The following is an 18,072-nucleotide window of genomic DNA, read 5'->3' as shown; positions in this document are numbered from 1 at the left end:
CACATGATTGCACATCATTATCAACAACTGATTGAAATTTTTGATAATTGCTTTAGCGATGATTGTAATACCCGTTTAATAAAAGGTGATGATGAGCCGATTTATCTGCCGGCAGATAGTGACGTGGGCTACAACAGAATTGTATTTGCCCACGGCTTTTATGCAAGTGGATTACATGAAATCTCGCATTGGTGCATTGCGGGTACAGAGCGCCGCAAATTGGTTGATTTCGGTTACTGGTACTGTCCTGATGGGCGTGATGCTCAAACACAGGCAGAGTTTGAAAAAGTAGAAATTAAACCACAATCATTGGAATGGTTGTTTTGTGTAGCGGCAGGCTTTCCGTTTAATGTCAGTTGTGACAATCTGGAAGGAAATTTTGAACCGGATCGCATTACTTTTCATCGAAAAGTCCATGCACAAATCATGCAATACCTTGAAAATGGAATACCCACACGTGCAGCGCGCTTTATTCAAGCTCTGCAATCGTTTTACAATACGCCTCCATTAAAAGCAGAACATTTTCCTTATCCGGAAGATACGTTTGCTAATTGAAATTGATTTTGAGGAAACACAATGCTCGCAGAGTTTGAAACACGCATTCTGGCACAAATTGATGATATGGTTGAACATGCCAGTGATGATGAATTATTTGCTGGTGGATACCTACGCGGGCATTTGACACTTGCGGTTGCTGAATTAGAGCAGGAAGGCGCAACGACAGCCCAACAGCTCCATCAGCGTGTAGAAGAAAGTGTTAATAAAGCAATCAAGGCAGGTGAGTTAACTCCACCAGATCAAGTGCTGGTTTTGGCAACATGGCAAAAATTGTTGGGTAACGCAACAGCCTGATTGACTGTGGTAGATACAATATTTTTTTAGGGCTATTTATATAGCCCTTTATTTTTTATTTTACGCAATTGCTTACTCATGATTACAAAAAAGTTCGTAATGGTTCTCAAAAATTAGAATAACTCACAAGAGCTCGATGTTTATTGATCTTTTTATAGTAAAAATGCAGTAAAGTTACATGGTAATTAAACCTATATAACATATGATTAAGTTCAATAATTTCGATTCAAATTATATGTCAAATAATTTTAGCATTAGTTCATTTGGTTTTATTGGGCTAAACATTAAAGAATTAAATGCCACTTGTTTTTATTTTTTGGGATTTTTTTCTATAAGATGTTAATGTAATATATGAAATGTTAATTTATCGGTTTAAAATAAATATGTTTTTTCTTTTAATGACAGTATTAGTGGAATGGCTGATGATTTAAATAACCTTTAATGATAAGTTGAGACAAATAAATAGAGTGCAATTAAAAATTGTATTTACTTGAGTAAGTAATAAGCTCAGATTATGCAGTAGGAGGCTATGCATAATGGATTTTAAGTGGCATCGCAGCCAGCAGAAGTACAACGTGAAAGGCGGTGGATATAGAGATCATAGAGCCAATACAAATATATTAAAGGGAAAGATTAGTTATTCTTAGCGAAGTTAAAATTGGAATGGGATCCTTCAGGAGAAGATGAGATGAAGCAGGAAAGCAATTCTGCCCAAGGTGAATATGGATATTATGCAGTCAGTGAACAAGTGCTTTTGTTGCCTGCTACTACTAATTCCAATTACTTAATAAGAGATGGAAAAAAAGAGATGATTACGACACTAGAAAAAAGAATTGAAAACTTGGAGTCAGATGTCACACAAATAAAAGTAGATGTTGCTGTCATAAAATCGAACTATGCAACAAAATCAGATATTGAAACGATTAATACTCAGGTTCATAAAGAAATTTCCTCCATTCGTGGAGATATGGCATTACGTGATGATACGGGGTCAATGCGTAATGAAATGTCATCCATGCGTAACGAGATGGCACTGAAGAATGATATCGTATTAATCCATGATGACATGGGGTCAATGCGTAATGATATATCGTCGATACGTAACGAGATGGCACTGAAGAATGATATCGTATTAATCCATGATGACATGGGGTCAATGCGTAATGATATATCGTCGATACGTAACGAGATGGCATTGAAAAGTGATATCGTGTTAATCCATGATGACATGGGGTCAATGCGTAATGATATATCATCAATACGTAATGAAATATCATCAATACATAGTGAAATGGTGAAACAAAATGAAATGGTATTAGTGCGTCAGGAAATTTCATCTATACATAAAAGAATTTCATCGTTACATGAAAATTTATCTAATCAAATAACAGCTCAAACTAAATGGATGGTAACAATGATGTTTGGTTTTTCTGGTGTTATCATTGCAGCCATGAAACTCATGATTTGAATACTATGATCTCTATTCGTTTAACAAAAAAAGCAGATGTAAGCCAACTACCGATAATAGAATATTCCGCTGCACAGTTGTTTCGTCTGATACCTGAATTAGCTTGGATCGCTGATGGGCATGTTCAAACCGTACAACAACATCTGGATTATATTTCACAAGGTAATAGTTGGGTTGCGCTTAATGAGAGTTCTCAGCCTGTTGGTTTTATTTTGGCATCATCGCTGGATGATGGGCTGCACATTATGGAGCTTTCTGTACATCAAAGCTGGCAGAAAAAGGGAATTGGAAAAGCATTAATTGAGAAGGGCATCCAAGTTGCGAAGCAACGCCATCTTGCTGCGGTTACATTGACGACTTTTCGCAATGTTGATTGGAATGCTCCTTATTATCAACGACTAGGGTTTAATATTCTAGAACCTCAACAGATCACGGAAGCCTTACAACAAATATTACAAAATGAAATTGATTACGGTTTCACTCAGGAACAACGTTGCGCAATGAAATTTCCGTTCAATGTGCATGAGGAAGGATAGTTTGGTTTTTGATAATGAAATAACTGGAATATGCATCAGGCGTGGTATTAATTGCCTGATGCTTTTCATAAATAGCAAGTTATTGTTAGTTCTACCTAGAACTCAGAGGTGGTAAAACAATACCTTGTGTTAAGGTTTTTCTGCTTTAACAGCTTTACCGCGTAAGAGTTTCCTAACCCAGAATCGGTTTGGGTGCAAAGCTGCCAGAGTTTCATCATCAAGCGGCAAAGCTTCACCAAAGATCTGGCTGGCCAACAATTCAGCACTTAAAGGCGCAGAACATAAACCACGGGAGCCTAATGCCCCGATAACGAACAAGTTGGGGTAACGAGGGGATTCTGCAACATGATTGCCAGTATTGATATGCTGGGATAGATCTGCGTATTTATCCATAATTTCGCTGAAAACAGGAACATTTCCAATCATTGGCATATGATCCCGAATAACGCAACGTATACCTTGGCGAGATTTTTCCTCAGAAATATCCACTTGTTGTACCCAATCAACATCAGGAAAGCATTTTAGTAAACGATCTCGGTTTTCCTGCTGCTCGATAGGAGAGTATTGCGTATTCAGTTGATTGCGTTGGTAGCTGGCTCCGATGCAGTGATATTTATTATGTGGATTCACAGGCGTCATGTATCCATCGTAGCACAGCACGCTTTTCAATTTGCTGAGAGTGTCTGTGGTTGGAATATGGCTGACTTGCCCCCGTACAGCAGTGACGGGCAGTTTTTCGGTTTGCTCGAATTGGGCCATGCAATGGCCGTTGGCAATAATAACAACCCGGTGATTTTTGAAATACGGTTTTTCTTGATGCTCAATATCTAATTGCCAACCATTTTCATGCTGAGTTAACCGAGTAACTTTGTGGTTGAAATACATTTGCATTCCACGTTGTGTTGCAAGTTGGATTACAGCTTGAGTCAATTGTGCGGGATATAACCATCCACCTTGTGGATAGTGTATGCCGTGATAATTAACATCCAATCCACTTACATGGCTTAATTGTTGGCGATCCATACCAAGTGCAATTTCTTCCGGCCACAAAGTTTGCAGCATCTTGGCAATTTTATGTTCGCTTTTTTCATCATAAGCCAATTGACTAACGCCACACCATTGATGATCAAACAATACATTTTCATGAATTAATTGATCATACTGACGACGAGCAAAAGTAAATGCGGATGTGAAAAAACGTTCTAATGGGTCGTCCAGCCCATTCAGTAAGGGGTAGAGGGCACCTTGTTGATTACCTGATGCATTCTGGGCTGGTTGTTCATCTTGGCAATATAACGTGACTTTTGCACCACGTCGCAATAGAGCAAGTGCGGTTAGTGCGCTGGCAATACCACCACCGATAATGGCGATATCATCGGTTTGGGTGGCCGATTGACGAGCAAACCAAGGAGAGTGAGCTAAGGAAGGGGAGCCGGTACATGGTGATAAAGCCCCCGTCAGCATCTCTCTTTTGCGTCCGAATCCTTTCACCTTCGTGACCGTAAAGCCCGCTTCCTGTAATCCCCGTCGAACCATTCCGGCAGATGTAAAAGTTGCAAAAGTGCCTTCTGGACGACAAAATTTTGCCATTGCAGCGAACAGTTGTTCGCTCCACATTTGTGGATTTTTCGACGGTGCGAAACCATCTAAAAACCAAGCATCAATTTTTCCGGTCAGGTTTGAAGTTATTTCTGGTAATAGCTCATTTACATCTCCAAACCAAAGATCCAGAGTGATGGCACCATTATCGAGAATTAATCTATGGCAACCCGCAAGCGGTAAAGGCCATTGCTGATATAATTGTTCAGAAAACGCCTGAAGCTCCGGCCAGCGTTGATGCGCAATTTTCAGATCTGTTGGTTTTAATGGATATTTTTCAAAACTGATGTAATGAAGTCGCTTTAAAGGCGCTTCAGGATGTTGTTGTCTGAAAAGGGAAAAAGCTCGCCAAAGCGTCAGGAAATTCAACCCGGTACCAAATCCCGTTTCTGCAATAACACAGTTTGCTCGGTTATGAGTATTAAAGCGTTGAGGAAAATTGTTGCCTTTTAAAAATACATATAGGGTTTCTTCCAAACCATCTTGATTTGAAAAATAAACATCATCAAACTGTGTTGAAATAGGAGTACCTTGTTCATTCCAGCTTAGGGTTGCGCTGTTGATAGCACTGTGTTTCACAATAATGCCTGTGTTGTTAGCGAAGATAATTTAGTGATTTTAACGGTCTTCATTGAGTTGCACCACCCGCAGCAGAAGTTCACAACAGAGTCTAGATCAATTTTTCTGTGAATTTTTAACCTGATCGGACTTGTTCGGCGTACAAGTGTACGCTAAAGTGCGAGAGAAGAAATCCCGCAGGTAAACATATTGATGAGGTAAGTAATGAAACGTGCAGTGATCACTGGTCTGGGTATTGTTTCTAGTATTGGTAATAACCAGAAAGAGGTGCTGGAATCTCTGAAAGAGGGCCGTTCCGGGATAACTTTCTCAGAAAAATTTAAAGAAATAGGAATGCGCAGCCATGTTTGGGGCAATGTGAAGTTGGATACAACAGGTTTAATCGATCGTAAAATCCAGCGTTTCATGAGTGACGCATCTGTTTATGCTTATCTGGCAATGGACGAAGCCATTAAAGATTCAGGTTTGTCCGAAGATCAAGTTTCTAACCTCAGAACCGGGTTGGTTGTCGGTTCAGGTGGCGGTTCGCCATATAACCAAGTTGCCGGCTCTGATGGCATGCGTGCCCGCGGATTGCGTGGTGTTGGGCCTTATATGGTTACACGCGCAATGGCTTCCGGTGTTTCTGCCTGCTTGGCAACGCCTTTTAAAATCAAGGGCGTTAACTACTCCATAAGCTCAGCTTGTTCAACGTCTGCCCATTGTATTGGCCATGCTGTTGAATTAATCCAACTTGGCAAACAAGATGTCATTTTTGCTGGCGGTGGTGAAGAATTAAGTTGGGAAATGGCTTGTGAATTTGATGCAATGGGAGCACTTTCCACTAAATATAATGAAACGCCAGAGCGTGCATCCCGTACTTATGACCAAAACCGAGATGGATTCGTCATTGCAGGCGGCGGCGGAATTGTTGTTGTTGAAGAATTAGAACACGCACTGGCTCGTGGCGCACATATTTATGCTGAAATCGTTGGCTACGGTGCAAACTCAGATGGCGCGGATATGGTCGCTCCTTCTGGAGAAGGTGCTGTGCGCTGTATGAAAATGGCACTGGACAGTGTTGAAGGCGGCGTAGATTACATCAATACCCATGGCACTTCCACACCGATTGGTGATTTGAAAGAGCTGGAAGCCATCAGAGAAGTTTTCGGCGACGATACCCCCGCCATTTCTGCCACAAAAGCGATGACAGGGCACTCATTGGGGGCTGCTGGCGCTCATGAAGCAATTTATAGTTTGCTTATGCTGGAACATGGTTTTATTGCACCAAGTATCAATATTAACGACTTGGATGAAAAAGCGTTGGGCATGAATATTGTCACCAAACCTACTGAACAAGAACTAAAAACGGTAATGTCCAATAGCTTCGGGTTTGGTGGTACAAATGCTTCCCTGGTGATGCGTAAGTATTCATAAATAACTCAAAAAATTGTTAAGCGGTATAATAGCCAATCCATTGAATAAATGGATTGGCTATTTTCTTTATGAAATTAAGATTTTTTGTGGCGATATTTATTAATCATGCGAAGAACGGGTGGAACGACGATCACTAATATTGCCAGAATCAGTAAAACTTGAGCGATAACACTGCTCCACAGAATTTCAAAATTGCCATTACTGATAGATAATGCTCGACGTAAATTTTGTTCCAGCATTTCGCCCAATACGAATCCCAGTATTAACGGTGACATAGGGAAGTTCATTTTCCGCAAAATGTAACCGAAAACACCCAGCCCAACCATCAACATAAGATCAAATGTTGTGCTGTGAACTGCATAGACTCCAACTGCTGAAATAATCGCTATAGATGGCACAAGGAACCATGTCGGAATATTCAACATGCGGGTAAATAACCCAATCATCGGAATATTCATAATCAGCAACAAAATGTTGGCAATTAACAACGCAGCGATAAGACCCCAAACAATTTCTGGTTGTTCTGTAAACATAGCAGGGCCTGGGGTGATGTTATAAAGAGTCAGAGCACCTATCATTACCGCTGTTGTACCTGAACCGGGTACACCAAGAGTGAGCATTGGAATGAATGAGCCACAAGCGGAAGCATTATTGGCTGCTTCAGGCGCTGCTACGCCGCGAATATCCCCTTTGCCGAATGAATCGCTGTTTCCGCTGAGTCGTTTTTCCGTCATATAAGTGATTGCACTGGCGATAGTCGCCCCTGCACCGGGGAGGATCCCCACAAAAAAACCGATTACTGATGAGCGCAATGTTGGCCCGACGCAAGCTGCGGCTTCTTTTCGGTTGAACAGTAGGCGCCCGGTTTTGCTTATGACTTTTTGCCCGGTAGATGTTTTCTCCAGCATAAGCAAAATTTCACTGACTGAAAACAAGCCGATCACAACAACAATAAATTGAATTCCATCGGAGAGGTGGACGCTATCAAAAGTAAAGCGATAAACCCCCGTATTTGAGTCTACCCCTACAGTAGCCAAGCTCAAGCCTATCAATGCCGCCAGTAATGATTTCACCGGATTTTGGCTCATCATGCTGCCGAGACAGGCAATAGCAAAAACCATTAATGCAAAATATTCAGCAGGCCCGAATGCTAAAGACCATTTTGCTAACAGAGGAGCAAATAAAATGATGCCTGTGATAGCGAGAAGTGAACCACAGAATGAACTGACGGCTGAGATAGAAAGGGCGACTCCGGCTCGTCCCTGTTTTGCCATCGGATAGCCATCCAACGCAGTCATGATGGCTGCGGCATCTCCCGGTACGTTTAGCAAAATAGAGGAAATCCGACCTCCGTATTCACACCCAATGTAGACCGTTGCCAGCAAAATTAAGGCGGATTCAGCAGGTAGTTTTAATGCAAAAGCCAGCGGCAGCAAGATAGCTACCCCATTTATAGGGCCAAGGCCAGGCAGTAATCCCACAATAGTGCCAATAAAGCAGCCAATTAAGGCAATGACTAAGTTCTTGGGAACCAAGGCCACTTCAAACCCTTGACTCAGATATAACCAAGTATCCATCTTTGTCTCCTTAACTGAGCCAAATGCCGACAGGAAGCGTGACATCCAATAGTCGATCGAAAGCAAAAAACAGTGAAATGCCAAGAAATATGCCAGAAGTCACTGCCGCAGTGAGCGTTGCGTTAAATAGCAATGCCACGCTGATGGTCAATAATATTGTTGCCAGAGGAAAACCGAGCCATTCAAATGACCATGCATAAATGGCGAGTGAGGCGATCAACAAAATTAAGCGACGTAGCACTTGTGGTGTTGGCCAATGAATGGGGTCAGGTTTTTTGAATAGCAACAGTATTGAACAGAGTGCCATTAATGAAATAATGGCGATCGGAAATGGACGGGGGCCCAGAGGCTCATAGCTATATTCGCTATGAATACCCCTGCCGATAAATAATCCAATCCCACATAGCACCAGCCATACAGAGGCAAAAATACGATCGCTCATGATGGCCCTCCTGTTATTTTGCTAAACCAAAGGATTTGGCCATTTCATGATATTGGACAACTTGCTTTTTCACATACTCGTCCAGCTCTTTACCTGTCATATTAAATTCAAATAATCCACGCAACTCGCGCTGTTTTTTGAATTCTGCGGTTTGCTGCAATTTTTTAAAGGTATCCACCCACCATTGGTACTGTTCATCAGAAACTTTTGGTCCAACATAAAAACCGCGAATGACGGGCCAAACAAGGTCATAGCCTTGCTCTTTTGCAGTAGGGATCTTTGACAGTTCCCCGTCCAGACGTTTGTCGGCATAAACAGCAAGGACGCGGATTTTATCACTATTAAGATAAGGTAACGTTTCGCTTAAATCGCCAGAAACCACCTGAATGTGATTTCCCAAAAGGGCAGTGATAGGTTCCCCACCTCCTTCAAATGCGACATAGCGCATTTTGCGGGGATCAATACCGGCTTCTTTGGCCAGCAATGCGGTTTTCATCCAATCCTGACTGCCAATGGAAGCACCGGCACCAAATACAATACTGTCAGGCGATTTCTTGAATGCTTCCATCAAATCGGTCAACGTCTTATAAGGAGAATCATGACGCACAGCTATCATGCCGTAGTCTGTACCGACGCTTGCCAGCCAGCGTACATCATTCACGTTGTAACGACCGAATTTCCCTTGGGCCAAATTCAACAAAGAACCTCCGGAAAAAGCCACAATGGTGCCCGGCTCAGCAGGACGCTGAGCGATAATGGCGTTATAGGCAACTGCCCCGACGCCACCAGGCATAAATGTGACTCGCATTGGAGAGTTGATTGCTTTGGTATCCAATAATGAAACTTGAACAAGTTTGCAGGTTAAATCAAATCCGCCGCCGGGTTTAGCGGGAGCAATGCATTCAGTTTTGTTGGGGGCGTCGATTGCAAAAGCATGGGAGCAAAAAATCAGGCTTGTCGCGGTTAATAATGTTTTTAATGTTTTCATCTTGATTCCTCACATAGCGTCAGTACAGGGAAGAATTGTCTAATCTCTAACGCATGTTTACTTATAGGAGTGAAACCTTTCAATTACCTTTCATTAACAATAAAAATTATCCAGATGTGACATTCATCGCTTAATTTTCTGAATTTTTCGCACTTAGTGTTACTAAATTGTTTTTTATTTTATTTTTGTGAACCTACGAACAGTCGTTGAGTGCTAATATTGTAATTGTTCAATATCTCCATTTAATCCTTCAGATATATTTGTTAGCAAGAGCCTTATTTAGGCAGATTTTGATATGAATTTATGGAATTGCGGCATGAAACTCACTGAATGCGTTCGTAACACAGCGAAGATATTTTTAGTATGCGCCTCTTATTAGTTGAAGATCACCCGGATTTGTCACATTGGCTAAAAAAGGCATTGAGCAATTCTGGGTTTGTGATTGATTTAGCGGAAGATGGGATTGTGGCTGATCAGCTGTTGTTGACAGAAGATTATGCCTTGCTGATTTTGGATGTTGCATTACCGAGATTGGATGGTATTTCTCTGTTATCCCGGTTACGTAAGAGAGGGCAAAATTTACCTGTATTGTTACTGACTGCTAAATCGTGTGTGGCGGATCGCGTAAGGGGATTAAATTCAGGTGCGGATGATTATCTGACCAAGCCTTTTGATTTTCAGGAACTCGAAGCTCGCATTCGAGCATTATTGCGCCGTGGAGCGGGCATGTTGCAAGCGACATCGAAGTTTGGTTCATTGTCTTATGAAGAAAACGGTTATTTTTTGCTGAATAATGAGCCGATGGCGCTTACTCCCAGAGAATTATCAGTTTTAACAACCTTATTTCACCGCCGGGGGCGTCCTGTTTCAAAGCAGCAACTGTTTGAACAAGTGTTTTCTTTATCGGTGGATGCAAACCTCCAAAGCATTGAATTGTACGTACACCGTTTACGGAAAAAACTGCTTAATAGTGATGTAAGAATAGATACATTGCGTGGGCTGGGATATCGGCTGGAGCGGCAGGAGCCATGAGGTTCTTTAAAATCCCGCGATCGTTGTTCCATCAATTATTGTTGTTCTTTGGTGTTCCCTTGCTGCTGCTGGGGGGCGCTTCTGTGTATAGCCAATATATAAATGTAACGAATGCGGCCACATTAGCTTATGACCGAGCATTGCTTGCCTCAGCGCGAACAGTTGCTGAGCGATTGGTCGTTCAAGATAACCATTTGGTTGTTGATGTACCTTATGTTGTTTTAGATAGTTTTGAACGCAATACGAATGATCGTTTTTACTATCAAGTTATTTCACCAGAAGGTAAAACAATTTCCGGTTACAACAATCTTCCCCTTATCCCGCAACACATTCCGCGCTCACCGTTGTACACCGCGCTGGCATATTTTTACGATGCGGAATATCAAGGTCAGCCGATACGTGTAGTGGCGCTGTACCAACCCATCAACGAAGGTGGAATAATGGGAATGGCGCTGATATTGGTGGCAGAGACAGTGATTTCCCGCCGAGACATGGTTCAGCAACTTCTGCTTTCTTCATTGATGAACCAGATTGTCGGCGTGTTGTTGACATTGCTGCTCGCTTATATCTTGTTAAAGCAGTTACTCAAGCCACTGAGAAAACTTTCGGGCATTATGATCCGTCGTCCGGCCAATGATTTGACTCCATTGCCAGATATTTTACCGTGGTCTGAACTTTCCCCATTACTTCAGGCTTTCAACCGATATATAGAACGGTTGAAATTGATGCTTGGACGGCAAGAACGATTCGGTGCAGATGCATCTCATCAACTCAGAACACCGCTGGCTGTATTAAAAACACAAGTTGCACTGGCAAGTAATGAGCAAGATCCAAAACAGCGGGAAAACATACTGATTGCGATAAACAAAAGTTTGGATGGCATGATTTCGTTAACTGATAGTTTATTGCAGCTATCACAATTGAAAATACATGAGAAAGAAGCCATACAAAATTATCAGCCAGTCAATATTGTGGAATTATTGCAGCAAGCATGTTTTTCCCGGTTACAGCAGGCTGAACACAAGGGGATAGATTTGGGTTACGAGGGTGAAGATGCCCTGTGGATTAAAGGTGAACCTCTATTGCTGGCCGAAATGTGTGCTAACTTGCTGGATAATGCCATTAAATACACCCCTCCACGGGGTATTGTGACAGGCAGAGTAAAAGTGACATCGGATACAAAATATTGTTGTCTTGAAATCGATGATTCAGGGCCGGGTATTGCGCAGGAAAATATCAGGCAATCACTCATGGCATTTAACCGGCTGGATAACGCTGCTGGATTGGAAGGCGCAGGATTGGGGCTGACCATCGTCAATGAGATCAGCCTGTATCATGGCAGTACTCTCCAGCTGCTACCTAGTCAAACGCTGGGAGGGTTACTGGTTAGAATTGCATTCCGAATTTCTACGAATGGGCGAAGTACGTAACTGTTGGGCGATGATCACACCGGCCAGTACGATAACTCCTCCAATCAGGTGATAACTGTGCATTTTTTCATTAAGGGCCACGATGGCGATAATGGCAGTAAATACGGGGGCAAGATTCATAAAGATAGAGGTCATATTTGCGCCAATGCGAATCACACCCTGAATCCACAGATAAGGTGCAATAATTGATGCTGGGATCGCGGCAAACAGGACAAGTGAAATATTATCCGTTGTTAACTGCTTATTTTCTACCATCATGAAATTGGGCAGAAGCAATAAGACACCAAATACGATTTGTACATAAAGTGATTGCCAATTGGGCAATGGAATTGCCCAGCGTTTGGTTAATACGCCATATAAAGCATAGGAAGCGGCCGCGATAAACATCATCACTTCCCCGATACCCATGCCATGCTCCAACAATGAAGCCGGGTTTCCTTTACTGACCAACCAAACCAGGCCGAATAAAGAGAGCAGGGTGCCTAATATGATGCCTACCGTAGGGGCAACACGTAAGGCAAAGATGCTGATAATCACCGTTAACAGTGGAATCAATGAGGTGAAAATACCGATAAGTGTTGCGCTGATTGTCTGGGCGGCATAATACGCAAGGCTTTGGTTCAGTACCATTCCCAAGGCGCCCAGAATCAATAGCTTCCACCAATATTTAGCGACCATTTTCCGATGTTTCAGAACAGGCAGCAAAACAAACGGCGTTAACACAAGAAGGGCAATGAACCAGCGGTAGAAAGCTATGGCAGCCGGTTCAATAACAGTGGTTGCGGCTTTGCTGACAACAGAATTAATTGACCAGATTAATACAGCAACAAGGGGGAACAATAGATTTTTCATTGAGCAGGCTATTCAATAGTGAGATATAGTTATGGCGATCATTATATCGTTTAAATTTGATTCTGGCGAATGATTCACTTTAAATCTGTACATGCAAAAAATTAAGTAGGCATAAGGAAATCTTTTCTCAGTGAAAATAGCCATAAATGAGAAGAAATAAAATCAGTTTTATGTAAATGTTGTAGGTTTTATATAGGAAGTGTTTTTGGTTTTTTCGCTGTGGTAGGGTTTGTTTTTAGTTTGTTTTTTTCTTTTTATGTTGATTTTAAACTAAAAGATGAAAATTACGTTACATGTTCTAAATCATCATGGATAGCACCTAATAAATATGTAAAGGATATGTCTTTGTGTAAATGAATATGCTTATTTTTATTATAAATTAAAGGCCCCATTTATAAGAGGTGGTGATCATTCTTGCATGTTTTTTATTTAATTAATAGGTTCTATCTTCCCATATGCTATAAGCAGATGTTCCGGCTGTCATATGGTTCCATGATATGGATTTGTAATTCAGAAAAATCCTTTCATGTGGCATGGCATCGAAATTATCGATAGAATGTAGGTATACACAAGAAATATCAGTAATAGTCGCTTCTGTGATTTTAACTTCATAAAACAATTCTAATTGCCCTGTCTGACTGGTTCTGTAAAAAATAAACTTACCATCCAGTGATTCATTAGAGTCTATAGCCATCGCTAATAATGGCGATGCTTTATCTACGGGTTTAATAAATTGTATGGGCTGATGACTGACATTTTGTTCTCGTGTAATTGTATGATTCAGACTAAGTATTTGTATTTGATCCTCATGTCCGTTTTGATACCGATTTCCTATCGAATCCGGAGTTGAACATCCTGCTGATATTAAGCCTTGCTTCTTACCATTTAAAGTCAGATATGTACCCTATTAATTTCAAGTTTCAAGGTGCATGTATTATCATCCCGCGACGCGGGATGATAATACATGCACCTTGAAGTACGACGCGTATATCATATATGACATAAACATTATCACCTTATTTTTTTAATATTTTGATAAACATAATCTAACAGATTAAAAATAACTCTGATAGTATTATTTTTGACCATAAAAGCGAGTTTAATTTATATAGGATAATAACCATCCCATCTTACTTTCATATTTTAACCATTTGTAATATAGCGATTTTTTTTGATGATTACTTTATGACTTCATCACACAGATTTGCCGATTTTATCCATCTGCTCCCGTTTTGTCGGAGCGGATTTTGAAGGACTGAATGAGGCAAAAAAGCTCTGTTACATTTGCCGTAGGTTTTATAAAGATAAAGTGGCAAAATAGCAGATCACGCCCATTTAATTCGTTGGATGAGAAAAGTGAAAATTCTGGTTGATGAAAATATGCCTTATGCTGAACAACTCTTTCAGCAATTGGGTGAAGTACAGGCAATTCCGGGGCGTCCAGTGCCTGCGGGTGTATTGGAACATGCAGATGCCTTCATGGTACGCTCTGTCACTAAAGTCAATGAATCTTTATTGCAAGGCAGCTCGGTAAAATTTGTGGGAACGGCCACTGCTGGGATGGATCATGTTGACCAACAATGGTTGGCGCAATCCGGGATTGGTTTTTCCGCAGCGCCGGGATGCAATGCGATCGCTGTCGTTGAGTATGTATTTTCTGCATTGATGTTGTTGGCTGAACGAGATCAATTTCAGCTTAAAGATAAAACAGTCGGTATTGTCGGTGTTGGCAATGTTGGAGGGCGTTTAGCTGAACGGCTTGCCGCTCTGGGCGTGAAAACTTTATTATGCGATCCTCCTCGTGCTGACCGTGGTGATAAAGGCGAATTTTGGCCTCTGGAAAAATTAGTCAAGGAAGCGGATATCCTGACTTTCCATACTCCTCTTAATCAATCAGGCCCTTATCAAACTTATCATTTAGCAGATGCAGAATTACTTTCTGCGTTACCGGACAATCGAATTTTAATTAATGCCAGTCGTGGTGAGGTCGTTGATAATCAAGCGTTATTGTCCGTACTGCAAAACGGGAAAAAATTACGGGTAGTGCTTGATGTTTGGGAACCAGAGCCTAATCTTTCACTGCCTTTGCTGGCCTTGGTCGATATCGGCACTCCCCATATTGCTGGTTATACCTTGGAAGGCAAAGCCCGGGGAACCACGCAAGTTTTTGAAGCCTATAGTGCATTTTTAGGCCAGCCGCGCAAGGTAGAATTAACCGAACTATTGCCTGAGCCTGATTTTAGCCAGGTGACTATACAGGGTGAAGTAACGCAAAGCGTTCTGAAGCGTTTGATGCATTTAGTGTATGATGTGCGCCGTGATGATGCCCCCCTGCGTCAAGTGGCAGGGCAAGAAGGCGCGTTTGACCAGTTGCGTAAACATTATTCCGAACGTCGGGAATGGTCGTCTTTGACGGTGCATTGCGATTCTGAGAAAAGTGCTCAATTACTTTCCCAAATCGGGTTTAACGCTAAAGTGATTTAATGTAGGCAGGGATCCCTGCCTGCCAGAAAAATGAAAGAAGTGGAGAAAACCAACATGTCTGAAGGTTGGAATATTGCGCTCTTGGGTGCAACAGGCGCAGTAGGCGAAGCAGTATTGGCGTTATTAGAGGAGCGCCAATTTCCGGTTGGTGAACTGCATCTTCTTGCCAGTGAGCAAAGCGTTGGAACAATCAAACGTTTTAATGGCAAAAACATCACCGTCCGTGATGCTGAAGAATTTGATTGGTCACAAGTGCAACTCGCATTTTTTGTTGCGACAATGGAGGCCACGGCTCAACACATTGAAAAAGCGACAGACGCAGGTTGTCTGGTGATCGACAGCAGCGGCCTGTTTGCCGCCGAGCCGGATGTGCCTTTGGTTGTTCCGGGTGTTAACCCACACGTATTGGCGGATTATCGTAACCGCAATATTGTTGCTGTGGCGGATAGCTCCACAAGTCAGGTTTTAACTTCCATTAAACCATTAATTGATGCTGCGGGTATTTCTCGTTTACATCTGACAAATATATTGCCGGTTTCCGTACACGGTAAAGCGGCAATTGATGAATTGGCAGGGCAGTGTGCCCGCTTGCTGAACGGGATCCCTCCGGATGAAGGCCGTTTCAGTAAACAACTGGCATTCAATTTACTGCCTTTATTACCCGATAACGAAGGTACAGTGCGCGAAGAGCGCCGTATTGTTGATCAAATCCGCAAGGTCTTGCAGGATGATGGCTTGCCTGTGTCTGTGAGTTGTGTGCAGTCTTCAGTTTTTTATGGCACTGCCCAGATGGTGAATCTGGAGACATTGCGTCCGGTTGGCATAGAAGAAGCTCGTGGAGAACTTGAACGTATTGAAGAAATTCAGGTCTCAGAAGAGGGTGATTATCCAACTCAGGTCACAGATGCTTCAGGTAATAGTAATCTAAGCATTGGTTGCCTGCGTAATGATTACGGCATGCCGGAGATGCTGCAGTTCTGGTCGGTTGCCGATAATATTCATTTTGGCGGTGCTTTGATGGCAGTTGAAGTCGCAGAAAAACTGATGCAGGAGCAATTTTACTAATGCCTGGTACAGATCTGAATCAGTCTGTGCCAGAGGCAAAAAAAGTGAAAATTGCACTGGGGATTGAATATGATGGCAGCCGATATTATGGTTGGCAGCGTCAACAGGAAGTCAAAAGCGTACAGGAATGTTTGGAAAAAGCGCTTTCAAAAGTCGCGAATGAGCCAATTTCAGTGTTTTGTGCGGGCAGAACTGATGCGGGAGTGCATGCCACTGGGCAGGTTGTACATTTTGAAACTTCTGCACAGCGTAAAGATGCCGCGTGGACAATGGGAGTCAATACCCATTTACCGCCGGCTATTGCGGTACGTTGGGTCAAAACGGTGGATGAAGCATTTCATGCTCGTTTCAGTGCAACCGCTCGCCGTTATCGCTATGTGATTTTCAATCATCGCTATCGTCCGGCAGTATTGGCGAAGGGCGTCACGCATTTTCACTATCCACTGGATGAGAAAAAAATGCATGAAGCGGCACAGAGCTTACTGGGAGAAAATGACTTTACTTCTTTCAGGGCGGTGCAATGCCAGTCAAATTCGCCATGGCGCAATATGATGCATATAAATGTTAGCCGACATGGTCATTATATTGTCGTGGATATCAAGGCGAACGCGTTTGTGCATCATATGGTACGTAATATCGTCGGTAGCTTGCTGGAAATTGGCTGCGGTAATCAGAATATTGGCTGGATGGCAGAACTGCTGGCCCTGAAAGACAGGACAAAAGCGGCAGCAACCGCTAAAGCTGAAGGCTTGTATTTAGTTGCAGTGGATTATCCTGAGCACTTTGATTTACCGAAACCCATAATGGGGCCGCTATTTTTGGCTGATGATTTAATCTGACATTTTCAAAATGTGACAGGGATGTTCGGTCATAACGAGGAGAATTATGGAGTTTTTAACTCACTTTGTTGATTTTGCGAAGTTCATTGTCGATTTCATTTTGCACATAGATGCACATTTGGCGGAGTTGGTTGCCAACTATGGTGATTGGGTATACGGCATTTTATTCCTGATTATCTTTTGCGAAACGGGGTTAGTTGTTACGCCATTTTTACCGGGAGATTCACTGTTATTTGTGGCGGGTGCACTATCTGCATTAGATTCTAACGATCTTAATGTGCATATAATGGTAGCCTTAATGATTACGGCTGCAATTATTGGTGACGCATTAAACTATACCATCGGCCGCATTTTTGGCGATAAACTATTTAATAACCCAAATTCAAAAATTTTCCGCCGCAGTTATCTCGACAAGACCCATGAGTTTTATGAAAAACATGGTGGAAAGGCCATAATTTTGGCTCGTTTTGTCCCAATTATTAGAACATTTGCACCGTTTGTTGCAGGTATGGGGAAAATGTCTTATCGGCATTTTGCCGCTTATAATGTCATCGGTGCATTTATCTGGGTGCTATTATTCACGTATGCTGGTTATTTGTTCGGAGATATGCCGATCATACAGCAAAATCTGAAACTGTTGATTGTGGCAATTATCTTTATCTCTATACTTCCTGGCGTCATAGAAGTCTGGCGTCATCGTCGCGCGGCATCGAAAAAAGTCGTCGATAGCGAGTAAGTAGTCGATAGCAAGATAGCAACAAGATAGCAAATAAGTGCAGTAGGCAGTAGATCGTACGTAGTAAGCATACTTAGACAATATGAGTAGTAGATAGTTAAAGCTATCGTTAACGGCTTCGAGCAGTTTTTTATCCACACGGCAATAGCATTGTGGTTTAATGGCACGTAAAACAAA

18 protein-coding genes are annotated in these 18,072 nt (G+C 42.1%); 12 read left to right on the top strand and 6 right to left on the bottom strand.

Going from position 1 to position 18,072, the window contains the following annotated elements; translation table 11 throughout:
* Nucleotides 1-3 precede the first annotated feature (3 nt).
* The 4 genes from BM100_RS02375 (at nucleotide 4) to BM100_RS02360 (ending at nucleotide 2,856) form a co-directional block, all read left to right on the top strand.
* On the top strand, nucleotides 4-555 hold the full coding sequence (locus BM100_RS02375; RefSeq protein WP_092507585.1) for an elongation factor P hydroxylase: 552 nt from the start codon (nucleotides 4-6) through the stop codon (nucleotides 553-555).
* A 21-nt stretch (nucleotides 556-576) separates the two neighbouring features.
* Nucleotides 577-852 carry a YfcL family protein gene (locus tag BM100_RS02370; RefSeq protein WP_092507583.1) on the top strand — a complete coding sequence of 92 codons (276 nt, stop codon included), beginning with the start codon at nucleotides 577-579 and terminating at the stop codon, nucleotides 850-852.
* A gap of 688 nt (nucleotides 853-1,540) precedes the next feature.
* Complete coding sequence (locus tag BM100_RS02365) at nucleotides 1,541-2,320, top strand: hypothetical protein (RefSeq protein WP_092507581.1); 780 nt, start codon at nucleotides 1,541-1,543, stop codon at nucleotides 2,318-2,320.
* 5 nt (nucleotides 2,321-2,325) lie between these two features.
* Complete coding sequence (locus tag BM100_RS02360) at nucleotides 2,326-2,856, top strand: GNAT family N-acetyltransferase (RefSeq protein ID WP_092507579.1); 531 nt, start codon at nucleotides 2,326-2,328, stop codon at nucleotides 2,854-2,856.
* 129 nt (nucleotides 2,857-2,985) lie between these two features.
* Here BM100_RS02360 and mnmC read toward each other — a convergent pair whose 3' ends face one another.
* A complete protein-coding gene (mnmC, locus tag BM100_RS02355) occupies nucleotides 2,986-5,034 on the bottom strand; it encodes a bifunctional tRNA (5-methylaminomethyl-2-thiouridine)(34)-methyltransferase MnmC2/FAD-dependent 5-carboxymethylaminomethyl-2-thiouridine(34) oxidoreductase MnmC1 (protein WP_092507577.1) in 2,049 nt (682 codons plus the stop codon).
* 204 nt (nucleotides 5,035-5,238) lie between these two features.
* Here mnmC and fabB point away from each other — a divergent pair, with 204 nt between their 5' ends.
* The gene (fabB, locus tag BM100_RS02350) at nucleotides 5,239-6,450 is read left to right on the top strand and encodes a beta-ketoacyl-ACP synthase I (RefSeq protein WP_092507575.1); all 1,212 of its coding nucleotides are present in this window, start codon (nucleotides 5,239-5,241) and stop codon (nucleotides 6,448-6,450) included.
* A gap of 74 nt (nucleotides 6,451-6,524) precedes the next feature.
* Here the strand turns inward: fabB and BM100_RS02345 are convergent, their stop codons facing one another.
* The 3 genes from BM100_RS02345 to BM100_RS02335 are packed head-to-tail and all read right to left on the bottom strand — an operon-like array spanning nucleotide 6,525 to nucleotide 9,457.
* Nucleotides 6,525-8,027, bottom strand: coding sequence for a tripartite tricarboxylate transporter permease (locus BM100_RS02345; protein WP_092507573.1), 1,503 nt, complete (start codon nucleotides 8,025-8,027; stop codon nucleotides 6,525-6,527).
* A 10-nt stretch (nucleotides 8,028-8,037) separates the two neighbouring features.
* The gene (locus tag BM100_RS02340; RefSeq protein WP_092507571.1) at nucleotides 8,038-8,469 is read right to left on the bottom strand and encodes a tripartite tricarboxylate transporter TctB family protein; all 432 of its coding nucleotides are present in this window, start codon (nucleotides 8,467-8,469) and stop codon (nucleotides 8,038-8,040) included.
* 13 nt (nucleotides 8,470-8,482) lie between these two features.
* Nucleotides 8,483-9,457 carry a Bug family tripartite tricarboxylate transporter substrate binding protein gene (locus BM100_RS02335; protein ID WP_420855291.1) on the bottom strand — a complete coding sequence of 325 codons (975 nt, stop codon included), beginning with the start codon at nucleotides 9,455-9,457 and terminating at the stop codon, nucleotides 8,483-8,485.
* 363 nt (nucleotides 9,458-9,820) lie between these two features.
* Between BM100_RS02335 and tctD the strand changes: the two genes are divergently transcribed.
* Nucleotides 9,821-10,489 (top strand): transcriptional regulator TctD, encoded by a 669-nt coding sequence (gene tctD / locus BM100_RS02330; RefSeq protein WP_092507567.1) that lies wholly within the window; start codon nucleotides 9,821-9,823, stop codon nucleotides 10,487-10,489.
* Nucleotides 10,486-11,919, top strand: a complete 1,434-nt coding sequence (locus BM100_RS02325) for a sensor histidine kinase (RefSeq protein WP_092507565.1) — start codon at nucleotides 10,486-10,488, stop codon at nucleotides 11,917-11,919. Before tctD ends, BM100_RS02325 begins: the two co-directional genes overlap by 4 nt.
* Here the strand turns inward: BM100_RS02325 and BM100_RS02320 are convergent.
* The gene (locus BM100_RS02320) at nucleotides 11,869-12,771 is read right to left on the bottom strand and encodes a DMT family transporter (RefSeq protein WP_092507563.1); all 903 of its coding nucleotides are present in this window, start codon (nucleotides 12,769-12,771) and stop codon (nucleotides 11,869-11,871) included. The genes BM100_RS02325 and BM100_RS02320 overlap by 51 nt on opposite strands.
* A gap of 156 nt (nucleotides 12,772-12,927) precedes the next feature.
* Between BM100_RS02320 and BM100_RS02315 the strand changes: the two genes are divergently transcribed.
* On the top strand, nucleotides 12,928-13,128 hold the full coding sequence (locus BM100_RS02315) for a DUF1240 domain-containing protein (protein WP_420855294.1): 201 nt from the start codon (nucleotides 12,928-12,930) through the stop codon (nucleotides 13,126-13,128).
* 76 nt (nucleotides 13,129-13,204) lie between these two features.
* Here BM100_RS02315 and BM100_RS02310 read toward each other — a convergent pair whose 3' ends face one another.
* Entirely contained in the window at nucleotides 13,205-13,666 is a 462-nt protein-coding gene (locus BM100_RS02310; RefSeq protein WP_092507561.1) for an Hcp family type VI secretion system effector, read from the bottom strand.
* Between the two features lie 461 nt (nucleotides 13,667-14,127).
* On the opposite strand from BM100_RS02310, the gene pdxB reads away from it, so the two are divergent.
* The 4 genes from pdxB to BM100_RS02290 are packed head-to-tail and all read left to right on the top strand — an operon-like array spanning nucleotide 14,128 to nucleotide 17,895.
* Entirely contained in the window at nucleotides 14,128-15,255 is a 1,128-nt protein-coding gene (gene pdxB, locus BM100_RS02305) for a 4-phosphoerythronate dehydrogenase PdxB (protein WP_092507559.1), read from the top strand.
* A 54-nt stretch (nucleotides 15,256-15,309) separates the two neighbouring features.
* Nucleotides 15,310-16,320, top strand: a complete 1,011-nt coding sequence (locus BM100_RS02300) for an aspartate-semialdehyde dehydrogenase (RefSeq protein ID WP_092507866.1) — start codon at nucleotides 15,310-15,312, stop codon at nucleotides 16,318-16,320.
* Nucleotides 16,320-17,159: a tRNA pseudouridine(38-40) synthase TruA gene (gene truA / locus BM100_RS02295; protein ID WP_092507557.1), complete on the top strand. Its 840-nt coding sequence runs from the start codon at nucleotides 16,320-16,322 to the stop codon at nucleotides 17,157-17,159. Before BM100_RS02300 ends, truA begins: the two co-directional genes overlap by 1 nt.
* A gap of 46 nt (nucleotides 17,160-17,205) precedes the next feature.
* On the top strand, nucleotides 17,206-17,895 hold the full coding sequence (locus tag BM100_RS02290; protein WP_092507555.1) for a DedA family protein: 690 nt from the start codon (nucleotides 17,206-17,208) through the stop codon (nucleotides 17,893-17,895).
* The last annotated feature ends 177 nt before the right edge of the window (nucleotides 17,896-18,072 follow it).

Origin of the sequence: Xenorhabdus mauleonii (assembly GCF_900113945.1) — a bacterium.
Taxonomy (GTDB): domain Bacteria; phylum Pseudomonadota; class Gammaproteobacteria; order Enterobacterales; family Enterobacteriaceae; genus Xenorhabdus; species Xenorhabdus mauleonii.
This window is presented reverse-complemented; position numbering and strand designations above follow the sequence as displayed.